Source organism: Cyanobacterium sp. Dongsha4, assembly GCF_036345015.1.
Lineage (GTDB): Bacteria > Cyanobacteriota > Cyanobacteriia > Cyanobacteriales > Cyanobacteriaceae > PCC-10605.
In genome coordinates, this window is the sequence record NZ_CP084098.1 from 2,088,602 (window position 1) to 2,105,816 (window position 17,215).

The window sequence follows — 17,215 nt, forward strand, 5'->3', positions numbered from 1 at the left end:
GAGGGGGAAATCGGGGCTTAGAGTATTGGGAAGAAGTTAATTAAACACTTTTGTCTATTCATAAACTCTCCCACGCCATTGATTAGGTTTTGTTAATGCCGAAAGGATAATTCTCGTCACTGCTAATATATCGGCAAAAGGTGAAAGAATAAAGGTTAATTCTGATATTGATTTATTGAATTGATAGGAAGATGCGATCGCACCTAGGAGGGCAAAACGGATAATAACAAGAAAAGTGTTTAGGGCAAATAGTAACTTGAAACTGGGAAAATCAAAGTGAGGATAGAAAAATAAACAGAGAAAAAATATAGGTAAAGGTAAAGCCTGAATTAGTAGCAAAAAAAGACATTCTCCCCATAATTGTAGCTTCGAGGACGCATCTTTAAGATCTAATGATCTACCCCAACCCTGCCAAGTATCTTGTAAACCTTCATACATCCGCACCTTAATAATTTTACTGCCATCTGCAAACCCGACTTTATAACCTAAACTTGCCACATAACGAGCTAAAGTGACATCATCACAAAAGGAATTTGCCGCACAAGTATAACCCTTAATCTCTGTCAAAATGTTACGTTTGATTAAAAAACATTGACCATTCGCCATTATTGTACTGCTGTTGCTAGTATTCACGCCAGAGGATTCAAAGCGAAATAACAAAGTCATTAATAAAGAAGGTTGTAACCACCATTCCCCCATAGACTTTAAAATAAATTGAGGAGAAAAAGAGACTAAATCATAATCCTGTTGAATGGCAAAATCTAAGACAGTGGCAACGAGGTTTTTATGGGGAATAGTATCTGCATCAACTCCTAAAATCCATTCGCTATTTTCAGAACTATTTAAGAAACCATTATGTAATGCCCAAGGTCTGCCTACCCAATTTCGGGGTAAGGGTGGATCTGTAATTAAATGAATACGAGGGTCTTTTTTGCTATAGTTCTCAATTTTTTCCTGAGTGCCATCAGTGGAATTACTATCAACAAAAATAATTTCTCTAGTTTCGTAGCTTTGACGGGTAATACTTTCTAATAAAGGAGAAATGCGATCGCACTCATTTAAAGTAGGTATAATGACACTTACCTTGCCAATTAAAGCTAAATAAGGAAGTTTTGGAGTTAAAGGAGGAATCCTTCTTGCCCCTCTCAATAAACGACTTAAAAGGATAAAAGTACAAACTCCTTGAAACAAAAGTAATTTAAAGCTCAGGATGGCAATAATAATAGTCATAATAAATCAAACTAAGGGTTAAACTGACACCAAGTATATTCAACAATCCTTAATTAACATAGCATCTCCAAAAGAATAGAAACGATATTTTTCCCTAATTGCCTCCTCATAAACTCTCATTAATCTTTCTCTACCAATTAAGGCACTAACTAACATAAGTAAACTTGACTTAGGCAAATGAAAATTAGTAATTAAACCATCAATAACCTTAAATTCATAACCCGGATAGATAAATAGATTTGTTTTCCCCTCAAAAGCCCGTAAATCTCCACATTCTTTACAAACCCCTTCCAATGTTCTTACAACCGTAGTTCCCACCGCAATTACTTTATTTCCCCTTGCTTTTGTTTCCCTAATCAAATTAACCGTTGTTTCATCAATTTCAATCCATTCTTGGTGCATATCATGGTTAACAATATCTTCTACCTCCACTGGGCGAAACGTACCAATCCCCACATGAAGAGTTACTTCTGCTTTATTAATTCCTTCTGCTTTTAATTGTTCAAATAGTCGATCTGTAAAATGTAGTCCTGCTGTTGGAGCTGCGATCGCACCTTGTTTTTGAGCATAAACCGTCTGATATTGGTTAGGATTAGCCGATGACTCAGTGACATAAGGAGGAAAAGGAATATTACCCACCTTCTCCAACAAATGCCAAAAAGAATCCCCCTCTTGCCAAGAAAATTCTAAATATCTTCCTCCCGTTGCCTCATCTTTATCAACAACCGTTGCCTTTAATAAACCATCCCCAAAATAAATTTCACTGCCCACAGAAAAACGCTTTCCGGGTTTCACCAAAGCTAACCAACAATTATCCCTAGTTTCCTCCACTAATAACACTTCTACCTGAGCCCCAGTGCTTTTTTCCCCATATAAACGGGCAGGAATAACACGAGTATTATTAACAACTAATAAATCTCCTGCTGACAAAAACTGAGGTAAATCAGCAAAAATTTGATGCTTAAGGCTATTTTCTTCCTCAATTACTAATAAACGGGAACTATCTCTAGGAGTCACAGGATTTTGAGCAATTAATTCTGAAGGTAAATAATAATCGTAGCTAGACAATTGTTGATCAGGATTCATAGTTAATAATGAATAGTGAATAGTTGATAATTAAGAATTAAGAATTAAAAACCCCTAACTCCTAACTCCTAACTCCCCAAAACTCTCCTTGCTTCTGGGGTAAAAATTTTGTCACAATTGTGAAAGAAACCCTTTATTAAGAGATTTTATGGATAGTATTCAGGCAATTAGAGGAACAAAAGACATTTTACCTGAAGAAATAGTTTATTGGCAGTATTTAGAAAAAACCGCCGCCGATATTTTAACTAAAGCGGCTTATAGAGAAATTCGTACTCCTATTTTTGAGCAAACAAATTTATTTGAAAGAGGCATTGGTGAAGCTACAGATGTTGTAGGGAAAGAGATGTACACATTTACTGATAGAGGCGATCGCAGTTTAACTTTACGGCCAGAAGGAACAGCAGGAGTAGTAAGATCTTATATACAAAATAAATTATTTGCTAGTGGCGGAGTAGAAAGACTATGGTACACTGGAGCAATGTTTCGTTATGAGCGCCCCCAAGCGGGACGACAAAGACAGTTTCATCAAATAGGTTTGGAGTTATTGGGTAGTAAATCTCCCCGGGCAGATGTGGAGGTAATAGCCATCGCTACAGATATTCTCAAAGCATTAGGTTTAAAAAACCTTAGCCTACAACTCAACTCCGTGGGCAATCAAGAAGATAGACAACAATATCGTCAAGCCTTAGTCGATTATCTAACCCCTTATAAAGCTGATTTAGATCCAGATTCTCAAGATAGATTAACTCGTAATCCCCTACGCATCCTCGATAGTAAAGATCAAAAAACCCAAGAAATTACAGAAAATGCTCCTAGTATTCTTGATCACTTAGGAGAAGATTCCCGTCAGCATTTTGAGCAAGTTTGTGGATTATTAACAGAGTTAGAAATTGATTATCAACTGAATGCTCGTTTAGTCAGAGGATTAGACTACTATACTCACACTGCTTTTGAGATTCAATCGGCAGATTTGGGGGCTCAAGCAACGGTTTGCGGAGGAGGTAGATACGATGGGTTAATTTCTCAATTGGGGGGGAGTGAAACCCCTGCCATTGGTTGGGCAATGGGTATGGAAAGGTTAATTTTATTACTGCAAAATCTAAATCCTTTAACTCCTCAATGCCCTGATATTTATTTTGTTTCCAGAGGGAAAAAAGCGGAAAATCAGGCTTTAATTATGGCTCAAAAACTTCGTCACAACGATTTTAATGTGGAGTTAGACCTCAGTGGTAGTAATTTTGGTAAACAGTTCAAAAGAGGCGATCGCAGTGGTGCTAAAATGTGTTTAATTTTGGGTGATGAAGAAGTGGAAAATAAAACTATTCAAATTAAGTATCTTGTTACGGGAGAACAAAAAACCGTTTCTCAAGATGAATTAATTAATGTTCTGAAAAAATAAAGTGAAAGGCTATTTTAGATATTTATTTCTAATTAAAAAAAAAGAATTAGGAATTAAAACTTAAATTATTTATTATTCACTACCGAAAAAATGCGATCGCCCATAGAAAGAATTAAACTGTCAAAAAAGGCTAAAGATCAACTAATTAAGTTGAGAAAAGTTACAAAAATAGAACAATGGAATATCCTCTGTCGTTGGGGATTTTGTCGTTCTCTGCGTGAAAAACACACTCCTGCCCCCTATCCAATTCCCGCCGATAGTAATGTGGAAATGAGTTGGAACACTTTTGGAGGAGAAATTGCAGAGATTTTACTGTTGGCTTTGATTCATCGTTGTTATCAAGACGGTTTTGAAATCAATGCAGAAACCCTTAACCAACAATTTCGCTTACATCTTCACCGAGGAATTAATTACCTAGTCACAGATTTAGAATCTAAAACTCTCTCTGATTTCGTTGCCCTAGGTATCAAAAAAGATGATTCTCAATAAAAAAGACCACTAAAAACTAGCAGTCTGAAAAGAATAATTATAAATAATAATTATTTTTTATTTTTAGTTTTTGCTATTTAGACTAATCACGAGGTTTAGCTTTATTTACCTTGATTTGGCGCCCCATCCACTGAGCACCATCTAAAGTTTCGATCGCTTTTGTCTCTTCATCGTCATTGGACATTTCCACAAAACCAAAACCACGTTTTCTCTTGGTTTCACGATCAAGGGGAAGATAGACGCGCTTTACTTCACCATAATCGGCAAAGACAGATTGTAAATCATTTTCTGAAATATCGTAGGATAAATTCCCAACATATATGGACATAAACTGTTCCTCAATTTTTTACTTTTGTACAAGATAATTGAGACGACCGACACAAAGCACTCCATATAGAAGGGATAATCCTGCAAAACTGGAAGCAAACACTTTTAACGGAACCGAGACTCAAATTAACATCATATATATCATATCATACTTATGCTTTGAATCCTGAGAAGTTATGGAAAAAACTTCATCCATAGAAAACATTTTCACAATATCCACGTGAGGGTTAGAATTAAAATTCAAAAGCGAAAAGAGTCCTAAATTATCAAGAGGTGTAGGCGGTGAGTGAAAATCTAAATGCAACCCATAATAATTCTCGTCATGAATTACGGGATTTAGTACGTTCTCAATTACAACTATTATTAGAGCAAAACAATCTCGAAGGTGCAAAAGCTCTGTTAATACCCGTACAACCCGTTGACATAGCAGAAGCCATCGAAGGTTTGCCCGAATCAATCCAAGCAATTGCTTTTAGATTATTGAATAAAACTGAAGCCATTGATGTTTATGAGCATTTAGATTATAGTGTCCAACAAGCCCTAATCGAAGAATTTAAACGTCAAGAAGTATTAGATATTGTTGATAAAATGTCTCCCGATGATCGAGCACGTTTATTTGATGAATTACCTGCTAGTGTTGTCAGTAGAATTATCGCTCAGTTAAGTCCTGAAGAAAGGCAATCTACTAACTTGCTTCTGGGTTATGAGGAAGATACTGCAGGAAGAATTATGACTCCTGAATATATCTCCCTCAAGGAAACTCTTACCGTTGCCCAAACCATAGAAAAAATACGCTCTCAAGCCAAAGCCTCAGAACTAATTTACTATCTCTATGTCACAGACGCTTCTCGTCACCTCACAGGTATCGTCTCCTTAAGAGATTTAGTTTTACAATCTCCTGACACAACCTTAGCAGAATTTATGACTAGAGACGTGATTTATGTTAAGACAGATATGGATCAAGAAGAAGTTGCTCGTTTGATTCAGCGATATGACTTTTTAGCTGTACCTGTGGTCGATCGAGAATTAAGATTAGTTGGTATAGTCACAGTTGATGATGTTATCGATATTATTGAACGAGAAGCTACAGAGGATATTTATGCTTTAGGGGCGGTATCATCGGATGGAGATAACTATTTTCAAACCAATCTTTTTACCGTAGCTAGGAGAAGAGTAACATGGCTCTTAATCTTATTAATAACAAATAGCGTCACTGGCAGTATCATTGGCAATCAAGGAGATTTATTAGCTAGATTTACAGTCTTAGCGGCTTTTATACCTTTACTAACGGGTACAGGAGGAAATATTGGCACTCAATCCTCCACTGTGGTGATTAGGGGGTTAAATACTGACGAAATCAGCGATTTAGGTCCGGGAAAGGTGGTTTTAAGAGAAGGTTTTGCAGGGTTGCTATTAGGAATTATTTTAGGTTGTTTAGCAATGGTTTGGGCTTATTTTCTGCCCCAAACAGAAAAAAACATTGTTGTTGTCACATCTGTGGGAGTTAGTTTGATAGCTATTTCTGTTTTAGCCTCTGTATCAGGTTCAGCACTACCTTTCTTTTTTCGCTCTTTAGGATTAGACCCCGCCCTTATGTCTGCACCCTTTATTAGTACTGCTGTTGATGTGATTGGAGTCCTAATTTATTTTAATATTGCCCGTGCGATGATAACCGCAGGAATATAAATTTTTCTGATTCTATTAGGAATTAAGAATTAGTAATAAGTGTTTTCCAAACTCCCAACAAACAATTCAAAATATACTCGCCAAAGTCATAAGTTTGAGTATTTAAAAAACTTCCCTTGCCTGTTGCCTAACTCCACCCTGATTAAGTTATGGACTTCTTGAGTATAAAATTCCTAAAGAATTCTTAAGTGACGGTGAAAGACTTAACAACTGTTTTAAAGCGGTTTTCTACATTTTCCCAGCGAGATTCAGTAGTAGAAATATTAAAAGTATAAAGTTTTCCATTTTTTGTCACTACACTGGCTAGATTATGACGATATTGATTCTCTCCTAATTTGACCTTATATTCTAAGAGGTAGTAATCTTCTAAATTTTGCTCTCTTTTCTCGGCGGAAATTAATTCTGCTTCCCTTTGATTATTAGTATCTTGATTAACTATTTGCATAAAACGATAGCCTACATCAGTGGGACTACCTAAATCAGACAAATCCATATCTTTATTAACATCACTGATAATCACGGATAAATTTTCACTCCGTTCGATAAAATCTCGAAAAACTACATCAACCCCTTCTGAAGCGTCTTTAACGTCAACAGCTATCCAACCATTGGGATATAAAAATTTATAACCGTCTGCACCATCAACGTAGGGATTTAAGCCACCAGTGGGAGAAACACAAGCAGAAAGAGTTACTGTAAGGATAATAACGATAAAAGTTGCGATCGACTTTAACATAGCTAAGATGCTTAATATTATTTACTCGCTTATTATCCCATTTTTGTAGAGAATAATCAAAATTGCTGAAGCTGAAGAGTGTAAACTTATTTTTTGCTCCCTCCCAGAAGGAAGGGAAGGGAATAGGGAACGGTTTCACCCATTACCCATCACCCATTGCCCATTGATTTATAATATAGCTAAAAATTGGCTTATATTTCAATAGTTTATAAGTTTTTCCTGAAATTATTACTTACTTACGACTGTGTGCTTTAATTTCATCGATGGTAAAAATACTTGCAAAACTTAAACCGTGGGATTCATACAATTCTCGTCCTCCAGAAAGACGATCGACTAAAGAAATAACCTGATTTACTTTATAACCAGCATCGGTCAATCTTTCCACCGCTAACATTGCTGATTTTCCTGTCGTCACCACATCTTCTAAAACTGTTACCACTGCCCCTTGTGTTAGGGTGGGTCCTTCAATGTAAGCCTTTGTTCCATGACCTTTGGCTTCTTTACGAATAATTAAGGCGGGGATTGGTTTATTTTCGTAGGCAGACACCACACTTACCGCCGAAACTATCGGATCTGCCCCCAGAGTTAAACCTGCGATCGCATCTGTCTCATCAGATAACATATTAAAAATTAATTTTCCTACCAATAAAGCTCCCTCTGCCCTAAGTGTCACTTGCTTACCATTGAGATAAAAACTACTTTTTTGCCCGGAGGATAGTGTAAAATCCCCTTCTTGATAAGCATATTCTACTAACAAATTTAATAATTGTTGTCTCCAAGCAGAGTTATTATTTTCCATAAATATTTTTCAAAATAGATAAGAATAGATCCGTTACAATTAAAGCAACATAGATTTTACCAAATATAAACTTATGTTATCAAAATTCTCTCGTTTTCTAACTATTGCCGCTCTTACTACTTTAACTTGCGTGATCACTCATCCTAGTTCTGCTCAACCTGAAACATCAGAAATGGGGGAAGAAGTTGAAATTGTCACTATCCCATTAACTATAGACCAACTGGTAAATGAAGCATTTTGGGAAAACAGTGGTGATTTTTTTGAACAAGCCAGTATCGGGGGACAACTAAATACTATTTTCGGTTGGCGTAGATTTCCCCAAGGTTCATTTCCTGAAAATAATATTACTGAAGATGGTTTACTTCTTTATGCTATTTTAAGTGACTATTTTCGTCAGGTTCAGGAGCAAAACCCCATTATCAGAACTAGAGACTTAGCTAACCCTTTTGATACCTCTCTAAGAGAAAATCCCCAATATCAATAGACATCCTGTGGAAGTCAAACAGGAAAATAAGAGGTGAAAGTTCAAGAAATTCACCGAGAAATTAGATCACACAATAAAACACGTTATCCAGGGTACAGGAGTTGAACCTGTCTAGGGCGAATTATGAGTTCGCTGCCTCAACCGCTCGGCCAACCCTGGTTATTTAGAGCTTAATTTTTGCCCTTTATTATTATAAAATATATAATCCCTTATTTGTCAAATCGCTTTTATTGAAAATATTTATTTTTATATGGGAATCATGTCTAATTCCACGATTTTAGCTAGTAGTTTAGTCATTCTTAGCAGTTTAACCATTGGTGTTGCTAGTGGTTTAATTTCATTTTATGTCGGCAGTGAATCCCTCAAAAGTGTTAATACTCCCCCCGAAAATCCTACTCAGAAAATTAATGAACAGGAAAAAGAAGTTCAAGATAATAAAAAATTCTCGATTATTCCTGAACAAAAAATTCTGGTTAAGGTTTATGACTATGTTCACAAACAGCAAGAAGCGAGTAAAGTTAAACAATCTCAGAGTAATTCAAATCCTCAATAATTTATGGGTATAGACGAAAATCATAACTGTGGTTTCTTTTTTGGGGATGTCCAAGGAGTTGGCATCAGTTTTTAATGAGATTATTTGCCATTTTTCTTTTGATCGTAATCAATGCTTTTTTTGTCACCGCAGAATTTGCAATTGTTTCTGTGCGAAAATCAAGAATTGATCATTTAGTCATGGAAGGGGACATTCAAGCCTCTACTGTGCAGTCTTTACAAAAAAGTCTTGATAAACTACTTTCTAGCACTCAGTTAGGTATCACCCTTTCTAGTTTGGCTTTGGGATGGATTGGAGAAGGTACGATCGCACTTTCTGTGCAGTATGCCATTTCTTCTTTGCCTGTTTCAGAAAATATTTCTACTACCCTGAGTCATTCTTTTGCCATTCCTATTTCTTTCTTTTTATTAGTTTATTTACAAATAGTATTAGGGGAATTATGTCCTAAATCCTTAGCTTTACTATATCCTGAACAACTCGCCCGTTTTCTTGCTCCCCCCATTAGCGTTATCAGCACTATTTTCAAACCTTTTATTGATATTCTCAATCTTTCCACTCGATTTTTGTTAAAACTTATTGGAGTTGAATACACAGGACAAGGCTGGTATAAGCAAGTTACACCGGAAGAACTACAATTAATTATTAGTACAGAAAGAGATTCCTCTGGTTTAGAAGCCGAAGAAAGGGAATTATTAAGCAATGTTTTTGAATTTGGAGATGTGGAAGCCGTAGAAATTATGACACCCAGAGTTAATATAAAAGCTCTCAATCTTCATTTAACTTGTAGAGAATTATTTCAGGAAATAGTCAAAACAAAACATTCTTTTTATCCTGTCATTGGAGACTCTCTGGATGACATTCGAGGAGTTATAGATTTTAAAGATTGTCTCTCTATTTTAAATGAAGACCCTCTCAACTTAGATATACTACTGGAAGACTTTATTAAACCTGTACGTTTTTTGCCTGAATCAACTCTATTGAGTGAATTATTAGCCATAATGCAGCAATCACGATCAAAATTAGTCATCATCGTCGATGAATATGGCGGCACTTCTGGATTAGTCACGATGCAGGACTTAATTAACGAAATTTTGGGAGGTGATGATAGCGAATATACTGAAGACCAATTCAGTATTACGGTAATTGACGAGCAGAACTTTTTAGTGTCTGCCCAAATAAACTTAGAAGAATTGAATGACTTACTAGATTTCGATTTACCCCTAACAGACGACTATCAAACCCTCGGAGGATTTCTTGTTTATAATTGGCAGAAAATACCTAAACAACATGAAGTATTTAACTACGATCATTTTCAATTCACAGTTATAGATACAGATGGTCCTCGTATCAACAAAATAAAAATCACCTTGAAAGAACAATAATCAAATAGTAGCGGCTTGATTAACTTTCTTCGGATACAGAGCAAAAAAGGAAATGTCAGAAATGCGAGAGAATGAGAAAAAAATAATTACTCATTACTCGTTACTAATTGCTAATTGAAATAACTTTTACTGGTTATTTTGAGAATCAGATCTAGTCTCTGTGCTATCATTATCATCGGATTTAGAATTATTACGGTTAAACCCTTTATTATTACGAGAAGAATACCGAGAAAACTTCTTCCTAAATTGTCTTGCATAAGCCTTATTACGCTCTGCTTTTTCTTTTTTGGGATTGCGACGTTTAGACATTCATTACCTCATCTATAAAAAATACAAAATGCCCTCGAATACTCACAAGTAAGAGACTAACTCACCTCAGTAACCGAAAGCATTAACAAAAATAAGTTGATAAACTCTTGTTTGATTTTTTCAAACAACTACATTAGAAGCGCTGAGAAAAGCGTTCTTTTCTTTGACCACCACCACGATTGAAAGAATCTCTTTTTTCACGGGGCTTAGCTTTGTTTACTCTGAGTTCCCGTTTCATCCATTCCGCTCCATCGAGAGCATCGATCGCACTTTCTTCTTGATTATCGTTTTCCATTTCCACAAAGGCAAAGCCTCTCATACGACCAGTTTCACGGTCTGTGGGAATGTGAACACGGCTAACAGTTCCATACTCGGCAAAAACTTCCATCAGATCTTCCGATGTAACCTCGTAGGGGAGATTTCCTACATATATTGACATAGCTTGAATGATTCTTTTTTAATTGAACTTTGTAGAGAGCGAAGATCTGGGAAATAAGTCTGCCAATACTTTAATAGTCGATTCTATCAATACTAAAAACAAACGTTGTCACTAAATCTTTATTCTCGAGTTTAATTATAGCATCTTTTTTTCCAAACACATAACCCTCTTGCACAAAAAAAATAAAATCACAAAATTTTTCCCATTCAACTTCGGTTATTTTTTTGCCATAACAAATCTCTTGTTTTCCCCTCTATAAACTCAATTCACCAACAAAGACTGTATCCTTTAAACTCTCAGATAGCCTTAACGAAAATAAAACTAAATATTTCTTAAAATTAAATCTTTTCCTACAACTAACACCTGATACCTTTTTATCTTTATCTCAAATTCAATTAAGTTGAATATTAACTCAAATTAGTGTTAGGTAGGCAAACTTTTGTTCCCCCTAAACCACAATAACCATTAGGATTTTTAGCAAGATACTGTTGATGATAACCTTCAGCAAAGTAAAACTCAGGAGCATCAGTAATTTCTGTGGTTATTTCTGTATAACCTGCTTTAATTAATTCCTGCTGATATAGGGCTTTTGATTTTTCTGCTAAGGCTTTTTGTGCATCAGAAAAAGTATAAATTCCTGAACGATACTGAGTACCTTTATCATTACCCTGACGCATTCCCTGAGTAGGATCATGATTTTCCCAAAATACTTTTAACAGAGTTTCATAACTGATAATTTTAGGATCATAAACCACTAAAACTACCTCATTATGACCAGTTAAGCCACTACACACTTCTTCATAAGTAGGATTAGGAGTTAAACCAGCACTATAACCCACTGCAGTGATAAAAATTCCTTTTTCCAACTGCCAAAATTTTCTTTCAGCCCCCCAAAAACAACCCATTCCAAACATTGCTTTTTCCATAGTTTCAGGATAAGGCGGTTTCATAGGATTACCATTAACATAATGTTTATTAGGAATTGGCATTTTGTCTTTTCTGCCGGGTAATGCTTCTTCTGGGGTGGGCAGAGTAAATTTCTTATTTCCTAAGCCAAATAAAAACATAATAATTACTGAATTTTAATATTTCTTCATATTCAATTTTATACCCAAGACTCTGAGATTGAGAGTTTTTAGCAAATGGGACATGAATATTTCTAAACAGCAAATAATTCTTGCCAATCTTTTGCTGGAGCGGACTCTGCTTGTACAATTTCTAGGATGCGATTATTAGTTTCAGGATAAAAAATAGATTCTATACAAACTTTTGCCACTTCTTGACGAGAGATTGAACCTTCAAATAAAGTATCTGCCTCACCTACAATCAAAGAGTATTGACTATCCTCGTTCCTTAAACCTCCGGGACGAATAATAGTATAAGTTAAACCACTATCGATTAAATAATTTTCAGCTTGTTTTTTCCAAAAAAGTACTAAGCCGAATAAGTTGAGGGGATGGAAAAAGCGAGATACACACAAGGAAGTAACAAGAATAAATTTTTCGATTTGTTTTTCCTTTGCCACGTTAATTAAATTTTTAGTTCCCTCGTAATCCACCCAATAAAAAACTGTTGGGTCTAAACTAGGGGTTGCACCGGCGGCACAAATAACAAAATCACATTCGTCCATTGCAGAAGCAAAGGAGGAGGGATTCAAAACATCTGCGATAATTAAATCTACACAAGCAGGTAAAACATCTCTAGCTTTAGCTTTATCTCTTACCATTGCCATGACGGGTATTTTTCGCTTTACTAATTCAGCAACGATTCTTCTACCTGTTTGCCCTGTTGCTCCAACAACTAATATTTTCATGGGATATATTCCTAACTATATTTTTCTTGATTATATTGTTTACCTTCTTCTATTGAGCAGAGTTAATCAACTTATTGGGCAATGCAAAAATAATTTAATATGGTTGAAGGAAAAATGAAAAAATTAAGATTGATAAAAATCTCATGTCAGCGATTGTTATTTTTGATATTGATGGTGTGATTCGTGATGTTACTAATTCTTATCGTCGTGCTTTAGCCGATACGGTAGAGCATTTTACGAATAATTATTATCGCCCTTCAATGGAGGATATTGATAGTTTGAAGGCGGAAGGAATTTGGAATAATGACTGGTTGGGCTCACAAGAGTTGATTTATCGTTATTTTGAGCAGATGGGGAAATCCAGAGATGAGATTAACCTTAATTATGAGGAAATTGTGGATTTTTTTCAAAGACGTTATCGGGGGCAAAATTTAGAAGAACCAGCAAACTGGGATGGTTATATTTCTTCCGAGCCTCTATTGGTGAGTAGGGAGTATTTCGAGATATTGGATAAAAATAACTTATATTGGGGCTTTTTTAGCGGTGCGACAAATGGTTCTGCTCAATACATCTTACAACGTCGTTTAGGTTTAGAAAGTCCTGTGTTAGTGGCAATGGATGATGCACCTAGTAAACCTGATCCTACTGGTTTGTTTTTAGCTGTCAATTTATTGGAAGAAAAACTTTCTCTTGATAATTCTTTGCCTGTAGTTTATTTAGGGGATACTGTAGCAGATATTATTACTGTGATGAAAGCAAAAGAAATAAAATCTGAAAGAGAATGGATTGCAGTGGGAGTTTTGCCTCCTCATGTTAGTAATGATAGTAAGAAAGCGGATAAATATCGTCAACAGTTAATCGATAGCGGCGCATCTTTTGTGGTTAATCAAGTTACTGATTTTTATGATTTTTAAATTTCACATTCAAGAATAACGCCAATTTTGGAAGTTGTCTTTTGATTTACTCATCCATAGTAGTTTTTTGGCTCTGGTTATGGCTACATATAGTAATCTTAATTCTTCTGCTTGTTTTTCTTGGATGGCTTTTTCGTGAGCTTGATGAAGGGATAAGGGTTCTATTTTTTTACCTAATCTTTGTTGATGGATTTCTTGTCTTAGTTGTGTACGAATAATATCATTTAAGTCAAATTTACCCAAAAATTTAAGACTTCCGTTAATTTTTTTTTCTGAGAAGATATTTTCTTTGTCATAGAAGGGTAAAAAGACATAATCCCATTCTAAACCTTTAGATTTGTGCATGGTCATAATGGTAATTTGACCTTTTTTTGTATAAATATCTTCATTTTCTGTCTCTACTCCTTCAAACCGTTCTGTATTATTAATATTATTTAATGTCTCTATCATGGCTTTTAAGGACATTTTTCCTTGATTTTCTTTTTGGATGCGATCGCACAATTTTTGAGCAGTGGCAAGGGCTAATTTATCATAATTTAAAACAGAACTTAGGAAGGGAATTAATTGATAGGAAGATAATTCAATACTAGCTTGGAGAAGTTTGAGGCAAAATTTTCGAGCTTTTTCCTGTTCAGGAGTTAGGGCATCATCTAAAGGTGTTGGATATAAAAACTTTTCAGGATAGATACTTAATTGATCAAAATCTTGGTTACTAATAATTTCCTGCTGTGCCAAAATTTTTAAAATATTATAGACAAATTTGGAAGAATGAGGAAACGCAATAAACTGTAAAACCCCTAGTATATCTTTCACTATATCACGGTAGGAGATGCGATCGCCTATTAGTTTTAAGGGAATATTATAGTCAGATAATCTTTTTTGTAATTCTTGAAAAATAAAACTTCCTTGCTTATTAGCTCTAACTAAAATGGCACAATTCGTATTAATTTCTTGTTCTTTTTTGTCAAATAAATGAATGATTCTTTCACTCATTAAATCTAAGACATTATCAAAGGTTTCAGGTTCATAATATTCTACCCCTTTCCCCTCTGCTAAAGGATTAGAGTCAGGCTGAGTATCATTTTCCCTAACAATTTTTATCTCCTGTTTTTCAATTAAATTTGCTTCTACTTGTCCCACCATCCAAGCTAAAGTTTCATTGGCATAGTTAATAATATTTTCGTTACTTCTTCCTGCCTGTTCCATTAAAAATAATTGATTTTTTTGGCAACAATCCTCACAAAATTGATGAAAATAAAAGGGGTCTGAAGCGGTGTAAGTGGAATTAATTGCTTGATTGGGGTCTCCCACTCTCACTAAATGGGGTTCGCTATAATCTTTATTTTGGGCTAAGATAGTGATTAAATCACCCTGTAAAGGTGTAGAGTCTTGAGCTTCATCTTCAAATACTCCTGCAATTTCTTGTTGTAGTGTTTGTCTTGCATCTTCATTTTTCAGAACATTTAATGCCCCAATAATTAGGTCATCATAGTCTATTACCTGATATTTATGGATTAGTTTTTGATATTCTTGATATAGTTCAGATGCGATCGCTCCTAGAGGATAAATACCAGAATCATCTAAATTTGCCAGATTTTCAAGGTTATTGATATTCCAACCAGAACTTTTAAGGGTACTAATGACAGTATGAGTAAATTTGGGTAAAACTTCCGTACGCAGTACTGATTCTCGACGCAAAACTTCGCTTTCTTCGTAGTTAAATGACTTTTCGTTTTCTCCTCTTAATAAAGCATCAAAAGCAGGAGAATTAAGATACATCCAATTTTCAACAGTTTCTAGGATTAAAGGATGATTACTAGACACATCGACTAAATTACTGGTTTCTAAATTTAATCCCGACAAAAAAGGATAACGATTGACAATACTAGAAGCTAAAGCATGAATCGTTTGTACCATAAAACCCACAGGAGGCATCTTAAATTCTTCTAAAATCGTCCTTATCTTATCCTTAATACTAGCGGCGGCAGAACGAGTATAAGTTACGATTAATAGATAGCGATTTGGATTTAGTTTTTCTTGACAAACCAATATTGCACCAGCAACAGCTAATGAAAAAGATTTTCCTGAACCCGGCACAGCAGACACTGCCATTTTACCACCCTGCCATTGACTTAATTCTATTTGACCCGGACGCAGTTTTTGTCTGAATTGGGCTATTTTTTCTTCTATTCTCCTATGGTTGTTCATACTCATTATTTGGGATTGCTGAAATTATATCAACAATCTTTCAATTAATAATTAACTTCTACTTATTTCTACTTAGCTATTTATTACTCATTAACTCCAGTGAACACAAATCTTTCATTTCTCGATAAATTCGGTTATGATAGAGGATGTGTCAATTTTTATTGTAAATAATTAAACAAAAGTTGAGTAAGACATCGCTTAACTATAAAACGCTTTGGTATCCATCCCAAAGAAGCCTACATCATACTAAGTAATATGGATAAAGTCCTTTCTCTGATGTGATGATAGGGTTATGTCACTGTAAATAAATATATAAGATTAATTTGAATGGCTAAAAAATCAATGATTGCACGGGAAGTAAAACGTGCTAAATTAGTGGCTAAATATGCCCATAAAAGAGCAGAATTAAAAGAACAAATTCGCACAGCAGAAGATCCTGCAGAAAGATTCGAGTTACAACGCCAATTACAAAGATTACCTCTCAACAGTTCCCCTTATCGTCAACGTAATCGTTGTTGGGTAACTGGAAGACCTAGAGGTTACTATCGTGATTTTGGTTTGTCTCGTAATGTCTTGCGTGAATGGGCTCACCAAGGTTTATTACCCGGTGTTGTTAAGTCTAGTTGGTAGGTTCAGCCAACTTTAAGTAAATGGGATGAGTAGGGTGTGTTAAGGATTATATAACGCACCTTATTGTCTGTTTTTTTATTCTTATTTTCGGTTATAGTCTGATTTTCCTCCCGTTTTGCTGACTAACTTGATGTCAGTGATGGTAATAGATTTATCTATGGCTTTGAGCATATCATAAAGAGTTAAAGCGGCGATAGATACTGCCGTTAAAGCCTCCATTTCTACCCCTGTTTCTGCGTTGGTTTTGGTGGATGCGAATATTTCATAACAGTAATTCTCTTGATTTAGGTGAATATCTATGGCAATTTTCTGCAACGGTAAGGGGTGACACAGGGGAATTAGAGAGGATGTCTGTTTTGCTCCCATAATACCAGCTATCTTAGCGGTGGCGATGAGATCTCCTTTGGGGTTTTTTTGTTTTAAAATGGTTTCTAAGGCAGTGGGATTCAATAAAACTTTGCCAGATGCGATCGCAGTTCGAGAGGTGATGGATTTAAGAGAAACATCCACCATTTGCACCTCTCCTTGGGAATTGAGATGGGATATTTTTTGTTCTGTCATTCTTGATTATGTGTGTGAAAAGTTTGAACTTTGGGCGTTGCTGAATTAAGGTATGATTTCCAAAGAAAGTGAGCGGCTACGCCGCACCGAAGGTGACCGCATTTTGTGAGCCACCCCGCCTGAAAGAGTTGGATAAATCAGCCACCCTATCATCAATGCTCTGCTTTCTA

General features: G+C 35.5%; 19 protein-coding genes and 1 tRNA gene. 8 read left to right on the forward strand and 12 right to left on the reverse strand.

Annotated features, from left to right (window positions below; translation table 11 throughout):
- Window positions 1-54 precede the first annotated feature (54 nt).
- Entirely contained in the window at window positions 55-1,230 is a 1,176-nt protein-coding gene (cruG, locus tag Dongsha4_RS09040; RefSeq protein ID WP_330205329.1) for a 2'-O-glycosyltransferase CruG, read from the reverse strand.
- A 39-nt stretch (window positions 1,231-1,269) separates the two neighbouring features.
- A complete protein-coding gene (gene queA / locus Dongsha4_RS09045) occupies window positions 1,270-2,316 on the reverse strand; it encodes a tRNA preQ1(34) S-adenosylmethionine ribosyltransferase-isomerase QueA (protein ID WP_330205330.1) in 1,047 nt (348 codons plus the stop codon).
- 148 nt (window positions 2,317-2,464) lie between these two features.
- On the opposite strand from queA, the gene hisS reads away from it, so the two are divergent.
- Both hisS and dndE read left to right on the forward strand, forming a co-directional pair.
- Complete coding sequence (gene hisS / locus Dongsha4_RS09050; RefSeq protein WP_330205331.1) at window positions 2,465-3,715, forward strand: histidine--tRNA ligase; 1,251 nt, start codon at window positions 2,465-2,467, stop codon at window positions 3,713-3,715.
- Between the two features lie 90 nt (window positions 3,716-3,805).
- Complete coding sequence (gene dndE, locus Dongsha4_RS09055; protein WP_330205332.1) at window positions 3,806-4,204, forward strand: DNA sulfur modification protein DndE; 399 nt, start codon at window positions 3,806-3,808, stop codon at window positions 4,202-4,204.
- Between the two features lie 82 nt (window positions 4,205-4,286).
- Here dndE and Dongsha4_RS09060 read toward each other — a convergent pair whose 3' ends face one another.
- Entirely contained in the window at window positions 4,287-4,532 is a 246-nt protein-coding gene (locus tag Dongsha4_RS09060) for an RNA recognition motif domain-containing protein (protein ID WP_330205333.1), read from the reverse strand.
- Window positions 4,533-4,813: 281 nt separating this feature from the next.
- Here Dongsha4_RS09060 and mgtE point away from each other — a divergent pair, with 281 nt between their 5' ends.
- Window positions 4,814-6,217, forward strand: coding sequence for a magnesium transporter (mgtE, locus tag Dongsha4_RS09065; protein ID WP_330205334.1), 1,404 nt, complete (start codon window positions 4,814-4,816; stop codon window positions 6,215-6,217).
- Window positions 6,218-6,401: 184 nt separating this feature from the next.
- Here the strand turns inward: mgtE and psbP are convergent, their stop codons facing one another.
- Complete coding sequence (gene psbP, locus Dongsha4_RS09070) at window positions 6,402-6,953, reverse strand: photosystem II reaction center PsbP (RefSeq protein ID WP_330205335.1); 552 nt, start codon at window positions 6,951-6,953, stop codon at window positions 6,402-6,404.
- Window positions 6,954-7,185: 232 nt separating this feature from the next.
- The gene (gene pyrE, locus Dongsha4_RS09075; protein ID WP_330205336.1) at window positions 7,186-7,752 is read right to left on the reverse strand and encodes an orotate phosphoribosyltransferase; all 567 of its coding nucleotides are present in this window, start codon (window positions 7,750-7,752) and stop codon (window positions 7,186-7,188) included.
- A 73-nt stretch (window positions 7,753-7,825) separates the two neighbouring features.
- Here pyrE and Dongsha4_RS09080 point away from each other — a divergent pair, with 73 nt between their 5' ends.
- Window positions 7,826-8,236 carry a hypothetical protein gene (locus Dongsha4_RS09080; protein WP_330205337.1) on the forward strand — a complete coding sequence of 137 codons (411 nt, stop codon included), beginning with the start codon at window positions 7,826-7,828 and terminating at the stop codon, window positions 8,234-8,236.
- 86 nt (window positions 8,237-8,322) lie between these two features.
- On the opposite strand, the gene Dongsha4_RS09085 is transcribed toward Dongsha4_RS09080, so the two are convergent.
- A tRNA-Ile gene (locus Dongsha4_RS09085) sits at window positions 8,323-8,395 on the reverse strand.
- A gap of 100 nt (window positions 8,396-8,495) precedes the next feature.
- Between Dongsha4_RS09085 and Dongsha4_RS09090 the strand changes: the two genes are divergently transcribed.
- Entirely contained in the window at window positions 8,496-8,789 is a 294-nt protein-coding gene (locus Dongsha4_RS09090; protein WP_241212787.1) for a hypothetical protein, read from the forward strand.
- A 74-nt stretch (window positions 8,790-8,863) separates the two neighbouring features.
- Window positions 8,864-10,171, forward strand: coding sequence for a hemolysin family protein (locus Dongsha4_RS09095; RefSeq protein ID WP_330205338.1), 1,308 nt, complete (start codon window positions 8,864-8,866; stop codon window positions 10,169-10,171).
- Window positions 10,172-10,297: 126 nt separating this feature from the next.
- Here Dongsha4_RS09095 and Dongsha4_RS09100 read toward each other — a convergent pair whose 3' ends face one another.
- From Dongsha4_RS09100 to Dongsha4_RS09115, 4 genes are all read right to left on the reverse strand, one after another.
- Window positions 10,298-10,480 (reverse strand): hypothetical protein, encoded by a 183-nt coding sequence (locus Dongsha4_RS09100; protein WP_330205339.1) that lies wholly within the window; start codon window positions 10,478-10,480, stop codon window positions 10,298-10,300.
- A gap of 133 nt (window positions 10,481-10,613) precedes the next feature.
- Complete coding sequence (locus tag Dongsha4_RS09105) at window positions 10,614-10,919, reverse strand: RNA recognition motif domain-containing protein (protein WP_015217930.1); 306 nt, start codon at window positions 10,917-10,919, stop codon at window positions 10,614-10,616.
- 407 nt (window positions 10,920-11,326) lie between these two features.
- Window positions 11,327-11,986 (reverse strand): peptide-methionine (S)-S-oxide reductase MsrA, encoded by a 660-nt coding sequence (gene msrA, locus Dongsha4_RS09110; RefSeq protein WP_330205340.1) that lies wholly within the window; start codon window positions 11,984-11,986, stop codon window positions 11,327-11,329.
- Between the two features lie 92 nt (window positions 11,987-12,078).
- Window positions 12,079-12,732, reverse strand: coding sequence for an SDR family oxidoreductase (locus Dongsha4_RS09115; protein WP_330205341.1), 654 nt, complete (start codon window positions 12,730-12,732; stop codon window positions 12,079-12,081).
- Between the two features lie 143 nt (window positions 12,733-12,875).
- Here Dongsha4_RS09115 and Dongsha4_RS09120 point away from each other — a divergent pair, with 143 nt between their 5' ends.
- Complete coding sequence (locus Dongsha4_RS09120; protein ID WP_330205342.1) at window positions 12,876-13,646, forward strand: TIGR01548 family HAD-type hydrolase; 771 nt, start codon at window positions 12,876-12,878, stop codon at window positions 13,644-13,646.
- Between the two features lie 9 nt (window positions 13,647-13,655).
- Here Dongsha4_RS09120 and Dongsha4_RS09125 read toward each other — a convergent pair whose 3' ends face one another.
- Window positions 13,656-15,860: an ATP-dependent helicase gene (locus Dongsha4_RS09125; RefSeq protein WP_330205343.1), complete on the reverse strand. Its 2,205-nt coding sequence runs from the start codon at window positions 15,858-15,860 to the stop codon at window positions 13,656-13,658.
- Between the two features lie 321 nt (window positions 15,861-16,181).
- Between Dongsha4_RS09125 and rpsN the strand changes: the two genes are divergently transcribed.
- Window positions 16,182-16,484, forward strand: coding sequence for a 30S ribosomal protein S14 (gene rpsN / locus Dongsha4_RS09130; protein WP_041922381.1), 303 nt, complete (start codon window positions 16,182-16,184; stop codon window positions 16,482-16,484).
- 81 nt (window positions 16,485-16,565) lie between these two features.
- Here rpsN and moaC read toward each other — a convergent pair whose 3' ends face one another.
- Window positions 16,566-17,045 (reverse strand): cyclic pyranopterin monophosphate synthase MoaC, encoded by a 480-nt coding sequence (gene moaC / locus Dongsha4_RS09135; RefSeq protein WP_330205344.1) that lies wholly within the window; start codon window positions 17,043-17,045, stop codon window positions 16,566-16,568.
- Window positions 17,046-17,215 lie beyond the last annotated feature (170 nt).

Excerpts from the sequence above, each read along its gene's own strand:
- hisS (WP_330205331.1), top strand. The coding sequence starts at position 2,465 with ATGGATAGTATTCAGGCAATTAGAGGAACAAAAGACATTTTACCTGAA.
- Dongsha4_RS09090 (WP_241212787.1), top strand. The coding sequence starts at position 8,496 with ATGTCTAATTCCACGATTTTAGCTAGTAGTTTAGTCATTCTTAGCAGT.
- dndE (WP_330205332.1), top strand. The coding sequence starts at position 3,806 with ATGCGATCGCCCATAGAAAGAATTAAACTGTCAAAAAAGGCTAAAGAT.
- psbP (WP_330205335.1), bottom strand. The coding sequence starts at position 6,953 with ATGTTAAAGTCGATCGCAACTTTTATCGTTATTATCCTTACAGTAACT.
- msrA (WP_330205340.1), bottom strand. The coding sequence starts at position 11,986 with ATGTTTTTATTTGGCTTAGGAAATAAGAAATTTACTCTGCCCACCCCA.
- Dongsha4_RS09125 (WP_330205343.1), bottom strand. The coding sequence starts at position 15,860 with ATGAGTATGAACAACCATAGGAGAATAGAAGAAAAAATAGCCCAATTC.
- Dongsha4_RS09060 (WP_330205333.1), bottom strand. The coding sequence starts at position 4,532 with ATGTCCATATATGTTGGGAATTTATCCTACGATATTTCAGAAAATGAT.
- Dongsha4_RS09120 (WP_330205342.1), top strand. The coding sequence starts at position 12,876 with ATGTCAGCGATTGTTATTTTTGATATTGATGGTGTGATTCGTGATGTT.
- Dongsha4_RS09095 (WP_330205338.1), top strand. The coding sequence starts at position 8,864 with ATGAGATTATTTGCCATTTTTCTTTTGATCGTAATCAATGCTTTTTTT.
- rpsN (WP_041922381.1), top strand. The coding sequence starts at position 16,182 with ATGGCTAAAAAATCAATGATTGCACGGGAAGTAAAACGTGCTAAATTA.
- moaC (WP_330205344.1), bottom strand. The coding sequence starts at position 17,045 with ATGACAGAACAAAAAATATCCCATCTCAATTCCCAAGGAGAGGTGCAA.
- Dongsha4_RS09100 (WP_330205339.1), bottom strand. The coding sequence starts at position 10,480 with ATGTCTAAACGTCGCAATCCCAAAAAAGAAAAAGCAGAGCGTAATAAG.
- cruG (WP_330205329.1), bottom strand. The coding sequence starts at position 1,230 with ATGACTATTATTATTGCCATCCTGAGCTTTAAATTACTTTTGTTTCAA.
- Dongsha4_RS09080 (WP_330205337.1), top strand. The coding sequence starts at position 7,826 with ATGTTATCAAAATTCTCTCGTTTTCTAACTATTGCCGCTCTTACTACT.
- queA (WP_330205330.1), bottom strand. The coding sequence starts at position 2,316 with ATGAATCCTGATCAACAATTGTCTAGCTACGATTATTATTTACCTTCA.
- Dongsha4_RS09115 (WP_330205341.1), bottom strand. The coding sequence starts at position 12,732 with ATGAAAATATTAGTTGTTGGAGCAACAGGGCAAACAGGTAGAAGAATC.
- pyrE (WP_330205336.1), bottom strand. The coding sequence starts at position 7,752 with ATGGAAAATAATAACTCTGCTTGGAGACAACAATTATTAAATTTGTTA.
- Dongsha4_RS09105 (WP_015217930.1), bottom strand. The coding sequence starts at position 10,919 with ATGTCAATATATGTAGGAAATCTCCCCTACGAGGTTACATCGGAAGAT.